The sequence below is a fragment of the Corynebacterium sp. CMW7794 genome, assembly GCF_001563605.1.
In the GTDB taxonomy this organism is placed as follows: domain Bacteria; phylum Actinomycetota; class Actinomycetes; order Mycobacteriales; family Mycobacteriaceae; genus Corynebacterium; species Corynebacterium phoceense.
On sequence record NZ_KQ961769.1, the window covers coordinates 1 to 16,819 of the forward strand.

The window sequence follows — 16,819 nt, forward strand, 5'->3', positions numbered from 1 at the left end:
CGCCCGAAGGGCGGGCACTTCAGCATGCCGTTTTACAGCGAAGACAGAAGTTCTTCGAAGCGGCGGCCGGTCGACTCCCAGGAGAAACCGGCCGCGAAGTCGCGGGCGGCGGTGCCGAGTGCGGCGCGGCGGGAGGGGGCATCGGAAAGCTGGCGGGTGGCGGCGATGAGCTCGGGCAGGGTCTCGACGAGCACGCCGGTCTCGCCGTCGCGGACGGAGTCGCGCAGACCAAAGCGGTAGCCGATGGTGGGCACGCCATGCTGGGCGGCCTCCATGACGGCGAGGCCCCAGCCCTCCATGCGGGAGGGCATGAGGTGGATATCGGCGCGGTCGAGCAGCGCGTGCTTGTAGTCCTCGGTGACCTGGCCGCGGAAGCGCACGCGGTCAGTGAGGTCGTGCTTCTCGACGTACTCACGCAGCTGAGCCTCCCACCAGCCGCTACCAATGATGTCGAGGACCGAGCCCGGCACGGCCGCGACCGTGTCGATGGCGTGCTCGATCTGCTTGTGCGGGACGAGGCGCGAGAGCGTAACAAGGTGCAGACCGGCCTCACGCTCGAGGCGCGGGACGTGGGCCGGGATGGGGTCGACGCCGTTTTCGATGATCTCGATGCCCGTGACGCCGAGCTTCTCCAAGTCCGCCGCGGAGCCGCGCGAGACGGTGACATAGGGCACGCCGCGGTAGACGCGGGGCGCGACCTTGGACTCGAGGAACCAGCCGAGACGAGACAGGAAGGGGCCGGCGACGGGCCACTGCGCCTTGTGGCAGTGGTGCGTGAGCAGGACGACTGGCTTTCGCGTGGCCAGGCGGGCGAAGAATGGGATGCCGTTCTGAGTGTCAATGACAGCGCCAAGCTTGCCGAACCGCCCCGTGGCGAGCGCCAAGAGCGCGTACGGGTAGACGGTGAACTTGCCGCCTGCGCGGGAGTACGTCACGCCGTCGCGCTTCTCGCGGCGGGCGCCGTTCATGTGCTTCGAGGTGCGGAAAATAACCTCGTGACCGTGCGCGGCGAGGTACTCGCCCACGCGCTCCAAGTAGCGTTCCGAGCCCCCGCCCTGCGGGTGGGTGGAGTCGCGCCAGCACAGTAAAAGAATTCTCATGTCGAGCTACTAGCCTAATGGGTTATGAAGAAAACCCGTGCCTTGGCCACCTTGCGCCGCTCGTGGCGGCTGCTGCGCTCGTTCCGCTTTGAGCAAACGGCGCCGTCTCTTTTTTACGGCGGGTTAGCTGACGACACCGCTTCTTTGGTCGCGGCACTCTGCGCGGACCATGGCGTGCCGATGGGCCGCGTGCTCGACGTGGGCGGCGGGCCGGGTTACTTCGCCTCGGCGTTCGCGGCGCGCGGGGCGTCCTACTTCGGCGTGGAGCCTTCGCACTCGGAGATGTCTGCGGCCGGCATCCGTGTGGCGAATGCGGTGCGCGGGGACGGCGCTGACCTGCCCTTCGCAGACGGCGCCTTCGACGTGACGTACTCGTCCAACGTTGTCGAGCACACGCCGCGGCCGTGGGACATGGCGCGCGAGATGCTGCGGGTGACCAAGCCCGGAGGCCTGGTGATTATTAGCTACACGGTCTGGCTCGGGCCCTTCGGCGGGCACGAGACCGGGCTGTGGCAGCACTATGTGGGCGGCGCGTTCGCGCGCGACCGCTACACGCGAGTGCACGGCCACGCGCCGAAGAACGTGTTTGGTGAGTCGCTCTTCGCCGTGTCGGCGCGGGAAGGCTTGTCCTGGGCTCGCTCGAGCGGCCGGTCGTGGTGTGCCTTTCCGCGCTACCACCCGTGGTGGGCGTGGTGGGTCGTGCGCGTGCCGGTGCTGCGCGAGTTCTTGACGTCGAATCTGGTGCTCGTGCTGCGGGCGTGACCGCTCGGCCGCGCGCGTCGGCGACGAAGGCCCTGAGGTTCGTCCAAGAAAAAGAAAGCGCCGCCCGGGTGGGCGGCGCTGCAGTCGTTTTTTAAACGCCTGCGTCAGCGAGACGCTTCTTCAGAGCCTCGAACTGCTCGTGAACCTCAGCCGGGACGCGGTCGCCGAGGAACTTGAGGTAGGCCTCGTTGTCCTCGATGTCGGCGGCCCAGTCAGCCGGGTTCACGGCAAGAGCTTCCTTGACGTCGGCCATGTGGACGTTCGTGCCAGCGAGGTCGATGTCCTCCGGGCGGGCGGTGTGGCCCACGACGGTCTCGGTGGCCTCAACCTTGCCGTCGATACGGTCGACGATCCACTTGAGGACGCGGGAGTTCTCGCCGAAGCCCGGCCACAGGAAGCGGCCGTCGTCGCCGCGGCGGAACCAGTTGACCAGGAAGATGGACGGCATGCGGTCGCCGCCTTCCTTGCCCATGTCGATCCAGTGCTGCAGGTAGTCACCGACGTTGTAGCCGATGAACGGCAGCATAGCCATCGGGTCGTGGCGCAGGGAGCCAACCTTGGCCTCGGCCGCGGCAGCGGTCTGGCCGGAGGAAAGCAGAGAGCCGATCATGGTGCCGTGGTTCCAGTCGAAAGCCTGGGTGACGAGCGGAACGGTCTTCGCGCGGCGGCCGCCGAAGAGGATCGCGTCGATCTTGACGCCCTTCCAGTCGTCGTACTCCGGAGCCGCGGTTGGGCACTGAGCAATCGGGACGCAGTAACGAGAGTTCGGGTGAGCGGCCTTGCTGGTCGCCTCGTTCGGACGCCACTCGTTGCCGAGCCAGTCGATGAGGTGCTCCGGCGTGTCGCCGCCCATGCCCTCCCACCAGACGTCGCCGTCATCGGTGAGCGCAACGTTGGTGAACAGCGTGTTGCCGGCCTCCATGGTCTTCATCGCGATCGGGTTGGAGTCGTAGGAGGTGCCCGGCGCGACGCCGAAGAAACCGTTCTCCGGGTTGACGGCGTACAGGCCGTCTTCGCGCAGGTGCAGCCACGCGATGTCGTCGCCCACGACCTGTGCGGACCAGCCCGGGATGGTCGGGGTGATCATGGCGAGGTTGGTCTTACCGCAGGCAGACGGGAAGGCAGCGGCAACGTGGTAGGACTTGCCAGCCGGGTTGGTGAGCTTGAGGATAAGCATGTGCTCGGCCATCCAGCCCTCTTCCTTCGCCATGACGGAAGCGATACGCAGGGCGTAGCACTTCTTGGCGAGGATGGCGTTTCCGCCGTAGCCGGAACCGTAGGACCAGATTTCCTTGGTCTCCGGAAACTGGGTGATGTACTTGGTCTCGTTGCACGGCCAGACGGAGTCTTCCTGGCCCGGCTCGAGCGGGGCACCCACGGAGTGGAGCGCGTGGACGAAGTTGCCGTTGGCACCGATCTTGTCCAGGGCTTCCTTGCCCATGCGGGTCATGATGCGCATGGAGAGCACAACGTAGGCGGAGTCAGTGAGCTGAACGCCGAGCTTCGGCTCCGGATCGTTGATGGGGCCCATGCAGAACGGCACGACGTACATCGTGCGGCCCTTCATGGAGCCACGGAAGGCCTCGGTCATCTCGGCCTTCATCTGGGTCGGGTCCATCCAGTTATTGGTCGGGCCAGCGTCCTCTTCCTTCTCCGTGCAGATGAAGGTGCGGGACTCGACGCGGGCGACGTCAGACGGGTTGGAGCGCGCGAGGAAGGAGTTCGGACGCTTCTCCTCATTGAGCTTAATCAGAGTGCCCTTCTCCACGAGCTCGGCCGCAAGGCGGTCAGCCTCTTCCTGGGAGCCGTCCACGAAGACCACGCTCTCCGGCTGGAAAAGCTCGACAGACTCACTAATCCACGAGATGAGCTGTTCATTTTGGGTCGGAATTTCTCCAACGAGGCCACGAATCTGAGCGGTCATTCACTTCTCCTTGGGTGATCAGGTGTTGGCATGTACAGAGTAGCCGCTACAAACACTTTTGTGGGCTAAATAAAAACCAACAGGTTATATCCACGCTCCCCACCTTAACTGAAACCGCGGGCACCCCTGGGGGCCGTGGGAAATGCGCCACACTCCTGCACCCTCAAACGGGGGAACAGTGCCCCCGATGCCAACAAAGCACGCACGCAGTCTCGGCGCGCCGACGCCCTGGTTATAACCGCGCGGGCGGACGAGAGAAACAGCAATGCCTGTCAATATTGGTCCTTGACCTAAAAACAGGAACAATAGGGTGCGATGACTACACCACAGAACCCTGAACAGGCCCTCACCGAGCGTGAGCGCGGCCAGTTCGGTCCCATGCAGACCGACTTCAACGCCACCTTCGGCAACGAGCTCGACTACCCGCGCCTAGGCAACGTCACGTTCCGGCGCGGCACGCTCACCGATAACCAGCAGGCGCTCTTCGACGAGCACTGGCCGCGCCTAGGGCGCGAGCTCGCCAACGAGCGCATCGATATCGACGAGTGGTTCGGCCGCACTGGTGCCAAGACCATCCTGGAGATCGGCTCCGGCACCGGTACCTCGACGGCCGCAATGGCCCCGCTCGAAGCGGACACCAATGTCATTGCCGTCGAGCTGTATAAGCCGGGCTTGGCCAAGCTGCTGGGCGCGGTGGTGCGCGGGGGCATCGGAAACATCCGCATGGTCCGTGGGGACGGCATGGAGGTTCTCATGCGCATGGTGGAGCCGGAGTCGCTCGACGGCATTCGCGTGTTTTTCCCGGACCCGTGGCCCAAGGCGCGCCACCACAAGCGGCGCATTATCCAGTCGGGCCCGCTCAATCTGTTTGCCTCGCGCCTGAAAAAAGGCGGCGTGCTCCACGTCGCGACGGACCACGCGGGCTACGCCGAGTGGATCGATGAGCTCGTGAACGTCGAGCCCCAGTTGGAGTACAAGGACTGGCCGTGGCCGGAGTGCCCGCAGCTCACGGACCGCCAGGTGATTACGAAGTTTGAGGGCAAGGGTCTCGACGCAGACCACGTGATCAAGGAATACCTCTGGGAGAAGAAGTAAATGAAGTACCTGCTCGTGTGGGACGCGCCCAATATGGACATGGGCCTGGGGGCCATCCTGGGCCACCGCCCAGATGCCGCGCACCGGCCGCGTTTCGACGTCATCGGCGGCTGGCTCGTGGAGCAGGCCCAGGCCGTGGGCGCCGACCCTGAGGCAGGAGTCTTCACCAACGTCACGCCCGGCAATGCCGATGCCATCCGCAGCTGGGTCGAAGCCATCCGCAACGTCGGCTTTGGCGTCTTCGCCAAGCCGAAGCTCACGGAGGACTCGGACGTCGACCCGGACATGATTGACCACATCCAGGCCAACCGGGGCCAGCTCGCCGGCGTCGTCGTCGCGAGCGCGGACGGCCAGAACTTCGAGCCGCTCCTGCGCGAACTCGCCCACACGGGCGTAGCCGTCACGGTGCTCGGCTTCCGCGAACACGCCAACTGGGCGCTGCATGCAGCAGGCGAGGTGGCGCATTTCGAGTTCGTGGATCTCGAGGACATCGAGGGCTCGTTCCGCGAGCCGCTGCCGCGCGTCAACCTGGACAACCTGCCGGAGGGCGGCGCGTGGCTCCAGCCGTTCCGCCCGCTTGCCGCGTTGCTTAAATAAGGAGGTCGCGTGTTTTATTCCTGGGGCCTATTTTCCTATAAGCACCGCAAGGTCGTGCCATTGCTCATCGTGGCGGCCATCCTCGTACTCTTTGGCGTCTTCGGCACCCAACTGGGCGACCGGATGAGCCAGGAGGGCTGGGACGATCCGAACTCGGCGTCCACGGCTGCCGCAAAGATCGAGCAGGACACGTTCGGCCGCGATAACAACGGCGACGTCATCCTGCTCATCGACGATCCCGATAAGAACTTCGACGCCGCCAAGTCCTATATCGAGGGGCTCAAGGAGCAGTACCCGGACCAGATCGACCACGTCACGAGCTACTTCGACTCGCGCAACCCGAAGCTCAAGAACGCGGAGAGCAACGTCGCCTTCGCCGCCATTGGATTGAAGGGCGACGGGGAGCAGACGCTCAAGGACTACCGCGCCATCGAGGACTCCCTCTACGACACGGAGCTGCCCGTCCAGGTCGCCGGCGCCACCGCCGTCGCGGACGCGCTCGATGACGGCATGGCCAACGACATTGCGCGCGCCGAGAAGGCCGCCCTGCCGCTGGTCGGCCTGTTGCTGCTCGTGGTCTTTGGGTCCGTCGTCGCGGCATTCATGCCGCTCGTCGTGGGCGGCCTATCCATCCTGGGCTCACTGGGCATCCTCTCGGTGCTCGCGGGCTTCCTCCAGGTCAATACGTTTGCCCAGGCCGTCGTCACGCTGCTGGGCCTGGGCCTGGCCATCGACTACGGCCTGTTCATGGTCTCCCGCTTCCGCGAGGAGCTCGACGCCGGCCGCGAGACCCAGGACGCCGTCGCCCGCACCACCGCGACCGCCGGCCAGACCGTGGTTTTCTCCGCCCTCATGGTCGCTTTCGCGCTCTCCGGGCTCTTCATCTTCCCGCAGGCCTTCCTCAAGTCCGTCGCCTACGGCGCGATTTCCGCCGTGGGCCTCGCCGCGCTCCTCTCGGTCACGGTGCTGCCCGCGCTCTTCGGCCTTCTCGGTAAGAACATCGACAAGTGGACCGTGCGCCGCACAAGCCGAAAAGCGAGAACGCTTGAAGACTCCTGGTGGTACAGGCTGCCCAAGCTCGCAATGAAGCGCGCCACGTGGGTCACCGTGGGCATCGCCGGGCTGCTCATCGCGCTCACGCTGCCCACGCTCGCCATGACCTTCGGCGGCATCAACGAAACCTACCTGCCGCCTACGCAGCAGACCCGCGTCGCGCAGGACCGCTTCAACGAGGAGTTCCCGGGCTTCCGCACGGAGCCGGTCAAGCTCGTCGTCACTGGCGCGGAGAGCAACCAGCAGCTCGTGGACGTCTACATGCAGGTCCGCGGCCTCCAGGGCCTCACGGAGCCCATGACGCCGTCCACCTCCACCGTGGACGGCACGACGGTGCTCTCCGCCGGCATCCAGGACCGCGCGGACTACACGCGCATCGTCCACGAGCTCGAAAACATCGAGGCTCCGGAGGGCGTCGAACTCTACGTCGGCGGCACACCCGCCATGGAAGTCGAGTCCCTCGATGCCCTCATCCACAAGCTCCCTTGGATGACTCTCTACATCGTGGCGACGACGTTCATCCTCATGGCGCTCGTCTTCGGCTCGCTCGTCCTGCCGGCCAAGGCCGTCATCATGACAGTGCTCACCGCCGGCGCCACGCTGGGCATTCTCACCGGCATGTTTGTCCTCGGCGCGGGCTCGGGCCTGCTCAGCTTCACGCCGGGCCCGCTCATGTCGCCGGTCCTCGTCCTCATCATCGCCATCGTCTACGGCCTCTCCACGGATTACGAGGTCTTCCTCGTCTCCCGCATGGTCGAGGCCCGCCGCGCAGGCGATTCCACCGACGAGGCCATCGCCAAGGGCACCGCGCACACCGGCGGCATCATCACCGCCGCCGCGCTCATCATGATCGTCGTCGCCGCCGCCTTCGGCTTCTCCGATATCGTGATGATGAAGTACATCGCCTTCGGCATGATCTTCGCGCTCTTCCTCGACGCAACCGTCGTGCGCATGCTCCTCGTCCCCGCCGTCATGCACCTCCTGCGCGAGGACAACTGGTGGGCCCCGCGGTTTATCCAGCGCGCCTACACCCGCATGGGCCACGCCCAGCTTGCCGATGCCCCCTCCCCCGCCGCGCCCGCTGCCGAGACGGCAGGCATGGAGGAACCGGAAGGCCCCTACCGCGGCCGCCGCACCGCGGACACCGATTCGGAGCTTGTGCCCTTCAGCGAGCTGGTGAAACGTTTGGAAAAAGAATGAACCGCAAGTGGATTACGTGGATAGTCTCGCTCGTCGCGCTTGCGGCGCTGGGCTGGTTCTTTAGGGACCAGCTCGACTTCATCGGCGACGGCCTGCGCAGCCTGCGGCACGCGGAGCTGCTGCCCGTGGTGCTCGTGGTCGTCTTCGCGCTAGGCGCAGTGGCCTCGATGAGTGAGGTCATGCGCCGACTCATCGGAGCAGGCGGCGTACACGTTCCGCTGCGGGAGGCCTTCGCGATTTCCATGGCCTCCAACGCCTGGTCCACGACGCTGCCGGGCGGGCCCGCCTTCTCTGCAATCCTGACTTTTCAGGTGCAGCGCGGCTGGGGGGCATCGGTAGCCTTGTGCAGCTACTTCTTCTTCCTGTCCTCCGCGATCTCTACGATGTGGCTCGCGCTCATCGGCATCGCAGGTGTGTTCTTCCTCAACGCAGATATGGCGTTGGGCTCGCTCATCCTCACCGTGACGCTCATGGCCGCGGCGACGGGCGGCATCTTCTGGCTCACGGAGCACCCTGAGACCCTCAAGAAGTGGCTCGGCCATCCCAAGCTCGCACGCCTGCGCGCGGAGGTCGACCACTTGGGCGAGGTGCACCTGTCGCGCTGGGCCTTCGGGATTGTCTCGGGCGCCTCGCTCGTCCATCGCCTGCTCGACCTGCTCGCGCTGTGGGCGGCCGTGTGGGCCGTCACCGGTGAAATGCCGTGGCTGCGCGCCGGTGAGAACGCCACCACGATGGCGGGCGTCGCGCTCGCCTTCCTCACCGCCAAACTTGCTGGCTCCGCGCAGGTCACCCCCGGCGGCCTGGGCACGGTCGAGGCCGCCATCATCGGCCCACTCGTGGCCACGGGCATGACGGCCGTGGGCGCGACCTCCGCCGCGCTCATCTACCGCCTGATTTCCTTTGCCCTGGTTACTATCATTGGCTGGGTTATCTACTTCTGGCATTACGCTCGCCAGGGCCTTACCTATCAGGCCCTCAATGGAAAGGATTCCAGTGCGCACAGCACCGCTTCTTGATATCGCTGCCCTCGTCCTCTTTGCGCTCTTCGCCCGCGCGGCGCACCCGCCGTTCACGTTCCTGGGCGCCATCGACGCGTTCTGGCCGTGGGCCGTGGGCGCGCTCGTGGGCTGGGGCATTGTCACGTTGGTCAAGCCCCGCAACCACTACGGCGAGGGCATCATCGTCTGGCCCAGCGCCATTATCATCGGCATGATCCTGTGGACCGTGGTCAACGGGCGCATGCCCCACTACAGCTTCCTCATCGTGGCGTCCGTGATGAGCTTTATTCTGATGTTTGCTTGGCGCGTCGTCGCGATGCGCCGAAACGCCAGATTAGCCAAGCAGCAGGCGCCACGACGATAGCAATCAGCACGAGCACCAGCGCTGGCGCAAAGACTGCCGATGCCGCCAGGCCCGCCGAGAACACATCCTCCGCCGTGGAGACCACCGGGGCACCCACGCCCACGGTGGTGGTGTTCACGACGGGCCGCGTTGTCGTTTTGAGCAGGTGCATGGCCAACGCAACGCCAAAGCCAACGACGAGCAGAATCCACGTCTTCGGCTCCGACCACACGCTGGAGTCACCCACCGTCTGATCCCCGAACGCCGAGGCAAACATAAGCCCGCCCGAGGTCGGACGCACGAGCGTCTGAATAATGTCATTGACCGAGTCGACCGCCGGCACCTTGTCCGCGACAATCTCGATGGCGAGCAGCACGCCAATGATGATGAGCAGAATCGGGTCCGAAAGCCACGTCCACCCCTCCGGCAGGTTTACCCAATCGGTGTAGCGCGCGAGCACGCCGTAGATGAGCAGAGGAATATAGGCGTTCAGGCCCGCCGAGGTGGCCAGGCCGAGGGCTGCGGAAAGTTCCATGGTTTCCAGTTAAGCACGACGGGCATCAGGGGCTGAAGAAAAATACCATCGGCCCCCAGTTTCCTGGGGGCCGATGGTCTCTCTCAAATCTCCCGACTCCGAGTGGTTTCTCAGGCCGCTCGCCCCTCGGGAGGAGGGGTTCTCTCTATCTCTCATGCGCCTCTCTCAAACGCATGACTCTATTATGGCACAATCTTCTGCAATAAGCATGATTTAAACCTGTCAAAAACTTCACAGTTTGATAGCAACGAGGTAACGAACCACGAGTGTGCTCACCACATGAGAAACCCGGCCCGCGAGATAACACCGTGGACCGGGAATACAGAGAGGCGAGACGCGTCGCAACTTCTAGCGCGGGCTAACCGCGGCAATCAGCTGGTTGACCGCCATGATGATGTAGTTGATGATGTCTCCCGACAGGTCGAGAACGCTGCTGAGCATAATGCCGGCCTCCTATTTTTTGAAAAATGTCTCGTTGAGTCTATCGCGTCGAGACCAGCAAGTGCTACATCGGCGAAATCGTGTGCTTCTTCGGCAGGTCGTGGACATCCTTGTCGGCGAGCTGGCGCAGCGCACGGCGCAGGGCCAGACGGGACTCGGAGGGATTGACCATGGCATCGAGGTAGCCACGCTCCGCAGCAACGTAGGGCGCGGTCATGGTCTCGTCGTAGAAGTCCATGAACATCTTCTTCGTCGCGGCGCGCTGCTCCGGGGTCTCGGCGGCGGCGAGCTGCTTGCCGGCGATCATGACGACGGCAGCGGCGGAACCCATGACGGCAATCTGCGCGGTCGGCCACGCCAGGTTGATGTCACCAGTGAGGTTCTTCGAGCCCATGACGGCATAGGCTCCGCCGTAAGCCTTGCGCACGATGAGCGAAACCTTCGGGACGGTCGCCTCGACGACGGCGAAGGCGAACTTCGCACCGCGGTGGATAAGACCGGCCTTCTCCTGCTCCACGCCCGGCAGGTAGCCCGGGGTGTCGACGACGAAGACGAGCGGGATGTTATACGCATCGCAGATGCGGATGAAGCGCGCGCCCTTATCGGCGGCATCGGCGTCGATGCAGCCCGCGTTGAACATCGGGTTATTCGCCACAAAACCCACGGTCTTACCGTCGATACGGCCGAAGGCCGTAATCATATTCGGCGCGAAGTTGGGCTGCAGCTCGATGATGTCCTCATCGTCGCCCAGCAGCGGAAGCAGCTCGGTCATGTCATAGCCGGCGTTGGTGTCGTCGGGCATGAACGAGTCCAAGGCGGCATCGTCAAGCTCCGCGTCGGACGGCGCCGGGAACTCTGGGGCCGGGTCGAAGCAGGTGAGCGGCAGGTGGTCGAGCAGGTCGCGGACGAAGTCGAAGGCCTCTTCCTCGGAGCCGACGACGGCCTGGACGTTGCCGTTGAGCTCCTGCTGGCGCGCGGAGCCCAGGTCCGCGGAGGTGATGTCCTCACCGGTGACCTCACGGATGACATTGGGACCGGTGACGTACATTTCGGCCTCGCCGTCCACGGCAATGACGAAGTCGGTCGTCACGGGTGCGTACACGGCGCCGCCGGCGGACTTGCCCATCATGATGGAGATCTGCGGGCTGCGGCCGCTCAAAGGCATCTGGCGGCGGGCGATCTCGGAGTACATGGCCAGCGAGGTCACCGCGTCCTGAATGCGGGCGCCGCCGGAGTCCTGAATACCGATAACTGGGCAGCCAATCTTGATGGCCATATCCATGACCTCAGTGACCTTCTGGCCGAAGGTCACACCCACGGAACCGCCGTAGACCGTCTTATCGTGCGCGTAGATGCACACCGGACGGCCGGAGATGCGCCCGTAGCCCGTCACCACACCATCCGAGTAGATGGCGTCCGGGTCGCCCGGGGTCTTGCCCAGGGCGCCGATTTCCACGAAAGAGCCCTCATCGAGCAGCGCGTTAATGCGCTGGCGCGGCGTGGACCGGCCGGCCTCGTCGCGGCGCTGACGCGAACGCTCGGATCCGGGATCCTGCGCCTTCTCAAGCCGTGCGCGCAGATCGGCTAGCTTCTCAGCCGTGGTTGTCACGAATGAACTCCTCGGTGTCTTGGGTTATCGCGCGGTCGCCGTGAAGGCAGCCGCCGACATGTCAGTCCTCAATGATAACTCCCCCTTGGGGAGGAGAAAACGTCGCACGCGGCTCAGCCGAAGCCGAGCCGCGCTCAGTGCGGAGAATTTAAGAGAGCTTCTCTTCAATCCACTGCTGCATGTGCTTGCCCACGATGCCGATGGCCGGCTCATCCGGCACAGCGAGGTGGTCGCCCGGAAGCTGGACGATCTCCAGGTTCTTCACAATCTGGCCCCAGCCGCCATCCGGAGCGATCTCCGCGTAGGCAGGTTCGAGCTCGATGGCGCCGTCGTGCATACGCTCAGAGCGGAAGAGCAGGACGGGGACGTCGACCTCAGCCCAACGCTGGAAGTCGATCTTCGCCAGGATCCGGTTGTCCACGAAGGAGGCACGCTGGTGCTCGAGGACGCCGGCGGCGAGGCCGTGCTCAGAGGCATCGGTCGTGGAGAGGAACTCCGCGAGCATCGCCATGACGGCGTCCTCGCCGACGGTCTCGATAAGATCGTACGGCACCGGGAAGTCCAGGTCGTAGGTCTTCTTCGCGAACGCCGCGTAGCGACCCCAGCGGGCCTTGGTCTCCTCGAGGGTATCCGGAGCCGGGTGAGCCGGCTGCGTCGTATCGAGCAGCGCAATGAAGCCCACCTCAGGGACGTCCTCGCCGGCGGCGCGGCGCTTGCCCAGCTGCGCGGCTACCTCGTAAGCCAGTGCGCCACCGAAGGACCAGCCACCGAGGACGATCGTACGGCCGCGTGCGTACGTGATGATGTCATCGAGGTACGACTCGGCGCGCTCCTCGATGGAGCCTTCGACGCGCTCGATGCCGTAGACGGCAACGTCGTCCGGCAGGCGGCGAGTGAGCGGCTGGTAAACGACAGTCGTGCCGCCGGCCGGGTGGAACATGAACACGGCGGAGCCATCGGCCTCGCGCAGCACGCGCACGTTGCCTTCGACCTCAGTCTCCAGGCCCTCGCGGACGCGATCAGCGAGCGGCTCGAGGGTCTGGGCTTCCTTGACCTGCCCTGCGGTGACCTCAATCCCGGCGCGCTCGGTAAGGCGCTCGGCGATCTGCTGCGCCACCTCGTCCGAGATAGCCGGCAGCGTGGAGGTCACGCCTGCGGCGGCCTTACCTGTGAACGTGGCCCAGGTACCGAAGACCAGGCGCTCGGAGGCGTCGCGCGGGGCGACGCCGACGCCTTCCGCATCGACGGCGCCCGCCGGGGCGTCCTCGCTGGAGGTCTGCGGGGCCGGGCTTTCCGATGCCGCCTCATCCTCAGCGTCGGCTGCAGCACCCGCCGCGGCCGGGGTTTCAGACGGGGTCTCGCCGGTCTGGACAGCTTCTTCGACCATGGCGATGACGTCGGCGAGCGACGCGTCACGCAGGGCCTGGACCGGGATCGGCGGAATCTGGAAGTCGTTTTCCACGCGGTTCTTAATGCGCATGCCCATGAGCGAATCAAGCCCCAGGTCAATGAGCGGCAGCTCGCGCGGCAGGTCCGAGACGTCGTAGCCCATGGACTCAGAAACGATGAGGGCGAGGTGCTCCTCGACAGATTCCTGGGACGGATCCCAGCGCACGGCCTCGATGTCAGCGAGCTCATCGGCGGCTGGCGCCGCAGACGTCGAAGCGGAAGGCGCCTGGACGCCTTGGAGCGTGGGGGCATCGGAAAGCTGCAGCGTGGAGGCAAAGCCCTCGGCAAGCAGCGAACCGTCCGTGGCGAGGTACGCGGCAACGGAGAGACCGCCCAGGGAGCGGTCGACCGTCACCGTGATGTCACCCGCCGGCGGAAGGTCGGCGTGCTCCTCAACGGCGGCGAGCTGGGCGCCGGGCTCAACAGCCTCGGCGGCGGACTCGAGCAGCGCGAGGACGCTCGGCGCCTGGTCCGCGTTCGTGCCGAAGGCAATCTGGCCGGTGGGCAGCGTGACGCGGGCGCCGGGCAGACCCGACACGCCCGACGCCGGGCGAGCATTGGTCCACAGGTGCTGACGCTTGAACTGCGTATGCGGCACCGCCGGCGCTGCCGCGTTGGCGGAAGCAGCGGAAAGATCGCCAAAGACTGCACGGTAGTCGATGGGCGCGCCCGCGACATAGAGCTTGGCCAGGAGGTCGAGCAGCGAGGCGGACTCGTCGATCTTGCGTTTGAAGACGTAGAGCAGCTGGGCATCGGCCTTGCCCACGGTAAACGCGGTGTTCATCATGCCCATGAGCGCGACAGGGTTCGGAGAGATTTCCACGAGCTGGGTGTGGCCGTGGGCGATCGCCTGCTCCGTGGCGTCCTGGAAGTAGACGGCCTGGCGCGTCATGTGGAGCCAGTACTCGTCCGTGTGGACCGTGGCGCCCGGCTCATAGCGCACCGCCTTATCCACGGAGCTGTAGAGCGCCGTGTGGATGGGGCGAGCCTCGATGCCAGCGATCTCTGCGGCGAGCTCGCCGAGGAGCGGCTCGACGGCGGAGGTGTGGCCGGCGCCCTTGACCTTGAGGGCACGGGCGAACTTGCCTTCGCCTTCGAGACGCTCGACGAGGTCGAGGACCTGCTGACGCGGGCCACCGACAGTATTCATGCCGGGGCCGGCGTAGACGGCGGGCTCGATGTCGTTGCCGAGGGCGAAGATTTCCTCGGCGGACAGTTCGACGACGGCCATGGCGCCCTGAGTTTCCTCAGTGAGCGAGGCCTCGCCCTCGCCCATGAGGCGGGCGCGGTGGCACGCGATGAGCATGGCGTCCTCGGCGGAGATACCGCCGGCGGCGTAGGCCGCGGCGATCTCGCCCATGGACATGCCCATGACGGCGGACGGGCGGGCGCCGAAGTGCGCGAGGAGATCCGTGAGCGCGATCTGGATGGCGGTGACGGCGACCTGGCCCGTCTCCGTGTTGTAGGTCTGCGAGTCGTCGCGGACGATGTCGAGGATGGACCAGCCGGACTCAAAGTCCACGATCTTGTCGAGCTCGGCGAGGCGCTCAGCGAAGAACGGCGAGACCTCGAGGAAGTCCTTGACCATCTTGCGGTGCTGGGAGCCGAAGCCGGAGTAGACGAAGACGGGACCGGCCGACGCTGGCGCGTCGGCCGAAGAAATGCCCACGGAGACCTTGCCCTCGGCAACCTGGCGCAGGCGGCGCACCGCATCTTCCTCGTTCGTGGCGGTAACGACGGCGCGGGAGCGCGCGTGGTTGCGGCCGGCGAGAACGCGGGCGACGTCGAAGAGATCCGGGTGGGTCTCCTCGATGAAGTCCGCGAGCTGGGCGGCCAGCGCCTTGCGGCGCGACGGCAGGAGGCCGGAGACGGCCAGAGAGAAGGACGGCACGACGGCCGGGTGGTCCTCGTCGACGGCGGGCTTCTCCTCAAGGCGCACCTGGGCCGGGCGGCGGGTGGTCTCACCGTCAAGATCCGGACGGTAGTCCGTGAGGACGAGGTGGGCATTGGTGCCACCGAAGCCGAAGCCGGAGACGCCCGCGACCTTGCGGCCGGAGTACTCGGGCCACTCGCGGGTGTCGGCGACAACCTCGAGGTGCTCGGCGTCGAAGTCGACGTAGTGGTTGGGCTCGGTGAAGTTGACCTGGCCCGGCAGCTCGTTGGCGCGCATGGCGGAGAGGACCTTGATAAGACCCACGACGCCGGCGGCGGCTTCGGAGTGGCCGATATTCGACTTCGCGGAGCCGAGCAGCATGGGGCTTGCGACGTCGCGGCCGTGGCCGATGACGCGGCCGAGCGCGGAGGCCTCGATGGGGTCACCGAGGATGGTGCCGGTGCCGTGCGCCTCTACGTAGTCGACGGTGCGCGGGTCGATGCCAGCGTCGGCGTAGGCGCGGCGCAGGACGTCGACTTGGGCCTCGGGGTTCGGCGCGGTGATGCCGTTGGAGTGGCCGTCCGAGTTCACGGCGGAGCCGCGGATGACACCCAGAATGTTATCGCCGGCCGCCTGGGCGTCGGACAGACGCTTGAGGACGACGAGGCCGGCGGCATCGGAGCGCACGATGCCATCCGCGTCGTCCGAGAACGCGTGGATATTGCCCGTGGGCGAGATGACGCCGAGCTCGCTGAAGCCCAGCGACGCGTACGGAGCCGCAAGGATATTGACGCCGCCGGCGAGGGCGGCATCGGCAGCACCCGTGCGCAGGTCGCGCACAGCCTGGTGGATGGCCACCAGCGAGGTTGAGCACGCCGTGTCGACGTTGATGGACGGGCCGCGCAGGTCCAGCGCGTAGGACACACGGTTCGGGATGACGGCCGAGGACGTACCGGTGAGCGCATAGGGGTGCATCTCCGCCGGGTCGGCGGCGAGCAGCATGCCGTAGTCGTTGTTGGTGGAGCCGATGTAGACGCCGGTGGCGGTGCCGCGCAGCTCGTTGGCGGGAACGCCGGCGTCCTCGAGGGCTTCCCAGGCCAGTTCGAGGATGATGCGCTGCTGCGGGTCCATGTTCGTGGCCTCGAGCGGGCTGAGACCAAAGAACTCCGGGTCGAAGCCCGCAATGTCCTCGATATAACCACCGGTGGTGTTCTCGGTTTCCAGCTTCGCGGAGATCACCGGGTCTGCCGTGTATTCGCTCCAGCGGCCCATGGGAAGCGGGCCCGTGCCAGTGCGGTACTCGGTAAGCATCTGCCAGAACTCCGCAACGTCATTGGCGCCCGGGAAACGACCGGCCATGCCGATGATTGCGATGTCGTGCTCATCAGCCTTGCGGGCGGGTGCGGCGTCACCACCTGCGGGCGCTTGCGACCGCAGCGACTGCGGATCTGCGGGGCCATTGATAAGGCGGTCCGCGAGCTGCGCGATGGTGGGGTATTCGTAAGCCACGGTCGCGTCGAGGTGCGTGCCCAGCAGGTTTTCCAGCTCGCCGGAGAGCACGACCGCGTCGCGGGAGGACAGCCCGAAGTTTTCTAGGGGCTTGGTGTCCGTCACTTCCTCAGGCTCGACGCCGGTGGTCTCAACCACCCAATTGCGCAGCCAGACGCGTAGTTCTTCAACGGTCATAAAAGTCATCAGTCTTTCTATGGCGGGTGTTACTTGCCGGCGCAGCGCCTTCCGGCGCGCCCTCATAACAAGAAATATCGCCCCATTGTCTCACTTTGTTAGTCCTCTGCCGAATTGCGACATCCATTTATGTCCCATGTACTGGGAAAACACG

General features: G+C 65.6%; 11 protein-coding genes. 6 read left to right on the forward strand and 5 right to left on the reverse strand.

Annotated elements, in window-relative coordinates:
- Positions 1 to 32: 32 nt before the first annotated feature.
- On the reverse strand, positions 33 to 1,100 hold the full coding sequence (locus HMPREF3227_RS10360) for a glycosyltransferase family 4 protein (RefSeq protein WP_066493599.1): 1,068 nt from the start codon (positions 1,098 to 1,100) through the stop codon (positions 33 to 35).
- A 24-nt stretch (positions 1,101 to 1,124) separates the two neighbouring features.
- On the opposite strand from HMPREF3227_RS10360, the gene HMPREF3227_RS10365 reads away from it, so the two are divergent.
- A complete protein-coding gene (locus tag HMPREF3227_RS10365) occupies positions 1,125 to 1,862 on the forward strand; it encodes a class I SAM-dependent methyltransferase (RefSeq protein ID WP_066493595.1) in 738 nt (245 codons plus the stop codon).
- Positions 1,863 to 1,953: 91 nt separating this feature from the next.
- On the opposite strand, the gene HMPREF3227_RS10370 is transcribed toward HMPREF3227_RS10365, so the two are convergent.
- On the reverse strand, positions 1,954 to 3,786 hold the full coding sequence (locus tag HMPREF3227_RS10370) for a phosphoenolpyruvate carboxykinase (GTP) (RefSeq protein WP_066512910.1): 1,833 nt from the start codon (positions 3,784 to 3,786) through the stop codon (positions 1,954 to 1,956).
- 315 nt (positions 3,787 to 4,101) lie between these two features.
- Here HMPREF3227_RS10370 and trmB point away from each other — a divergent pair, with 315 nt between their 5' ends.
- The 5 genes from trmB to HMPREF3227_RS10395 are packed head-to-tail and all read left to right on the forward strand — an operon-like array spanning position 4,102 to position 9,093.
- The gene (trmB, locus tag HMPREF3227_RS10375; protein ID WP_066493583.1) at positions 4,102 to 4,881 is read left to right on the forward strand and encodes a tRNA (guanosine(46)-N7)-methyltransferase TrmB; all 780 of its coding nucleotides are present in this window, start codon (positions 4,102 to 4,104) and stop codon (positions 4,879 to 4,881) included.
- Positions 4,882 to 5,478 carry an NYN domain-containing protein gene (locus HMPREF3227_RS10380; RefSeq protein ID WP_066512912.1) on the forward strand — a complete coding sequence of 199 codons (597 nt, stop codon included), beginning with the start codon at positions 4,882 to 4,884 and terminating at the stop codon, positions 5,476 to 5,478. It abuts the gene before it with no gap.
- A gap of 9 nt (positions 5,479 to 5,487) precedes the next feature.
- A complete protein-coding gene (locus HMPREF3227_RS10385) occupies positions 5,488 to 7,731 on the forward strand; it encodes an MMPL family transporter (RefSeq protein WP_066512914.1) in 2,244 nt (747 codons plus the stop codon).
- Positions 7,728 to 8,747, forward strand: a complete 1,020-nt coding sequence (locus HMPREF3227_RS10390; protein ID WP_066493571.1) for a lysylphosphatidylglycerol synthase transmembrane domain-containing protein — start codon at positions 7,728 to 7,730, stop codon at positions 8,745 to 8,747. Before HMPREF3227_RS10385 ends, HMPREF3227_RS10390 begins: the two co-directional genes overlap by 4 nt.
- Entirely contained in the window at positions 8,725 to 9,093 is a 369-nt protein-coding gene (locus tag HMPREF3227_RS10395; protein WP_066512916.1) for a DUF3054 domain-containing protein, read from the forward strand. Before HMPREF3227_RS10390 ends, HMPREF3227_RS10395 begins: the two co-directional genes overlap by 23 nt.
- Here the strand turns inward: HMPREF3227_RS10395 and HMPREF3227_RS10400 are convergent.
- The 3 genes from HMPREF3227_RS10400 to pks13 all read right to left on the reverse strand — a co-directional run bounded on the left by HMPREF3227_RS10400 (position 9,014) and on the right by pks13 (position 16,665).
- On the reverse strand, positions 9,014 to 9,607 hold the full coding sequence (locus HMPREF3227_RS10400; protein WP_066493569.1) for a DUF4126 domain-containing protein: 594 nt from the start codon (positions 9,605 to 9,607) through the stop codon (positions 9,014 to 9,016). The two genes, HMPREF3227_RS10395 and HMPREF3227_RS10400, sit on opposite strands and share 80 nt — an antisense overlap.
- 505 nt (positions 9,608 to 10,112) lie before the next feature.
- The gene (locus HMPREF3227_RS10405; RefSeq protein ID WP_066512918.1) at positions 10,113 to 11,657 is read right to left on the reverse strand and encodes an acyl-CoA carboxylase subunit beta; all 1,545 of its coding nucleotides are present in this window, start codon (positions 11,655 to 11,657) and stop codon (positions 10,113 to 10,115) included.
- Between the two features lie 148 nt (positions 11,658 to 11,805).
- Positions 11,806 to 16,665 (reverse strand): polyketide synthase Pks13, encoded by a 4,860-nt coding sequence (gene pks13, locus HMPREF3227_RS10410; RefSeq protein WP_066512990.1) that lies wholly within the window; start codon positions 16,663 to 16,665, stop codon positions 11,806 to 11,808.
- Positions 16,666 to 16,819 lie beyond the last annotated feature (154 nt).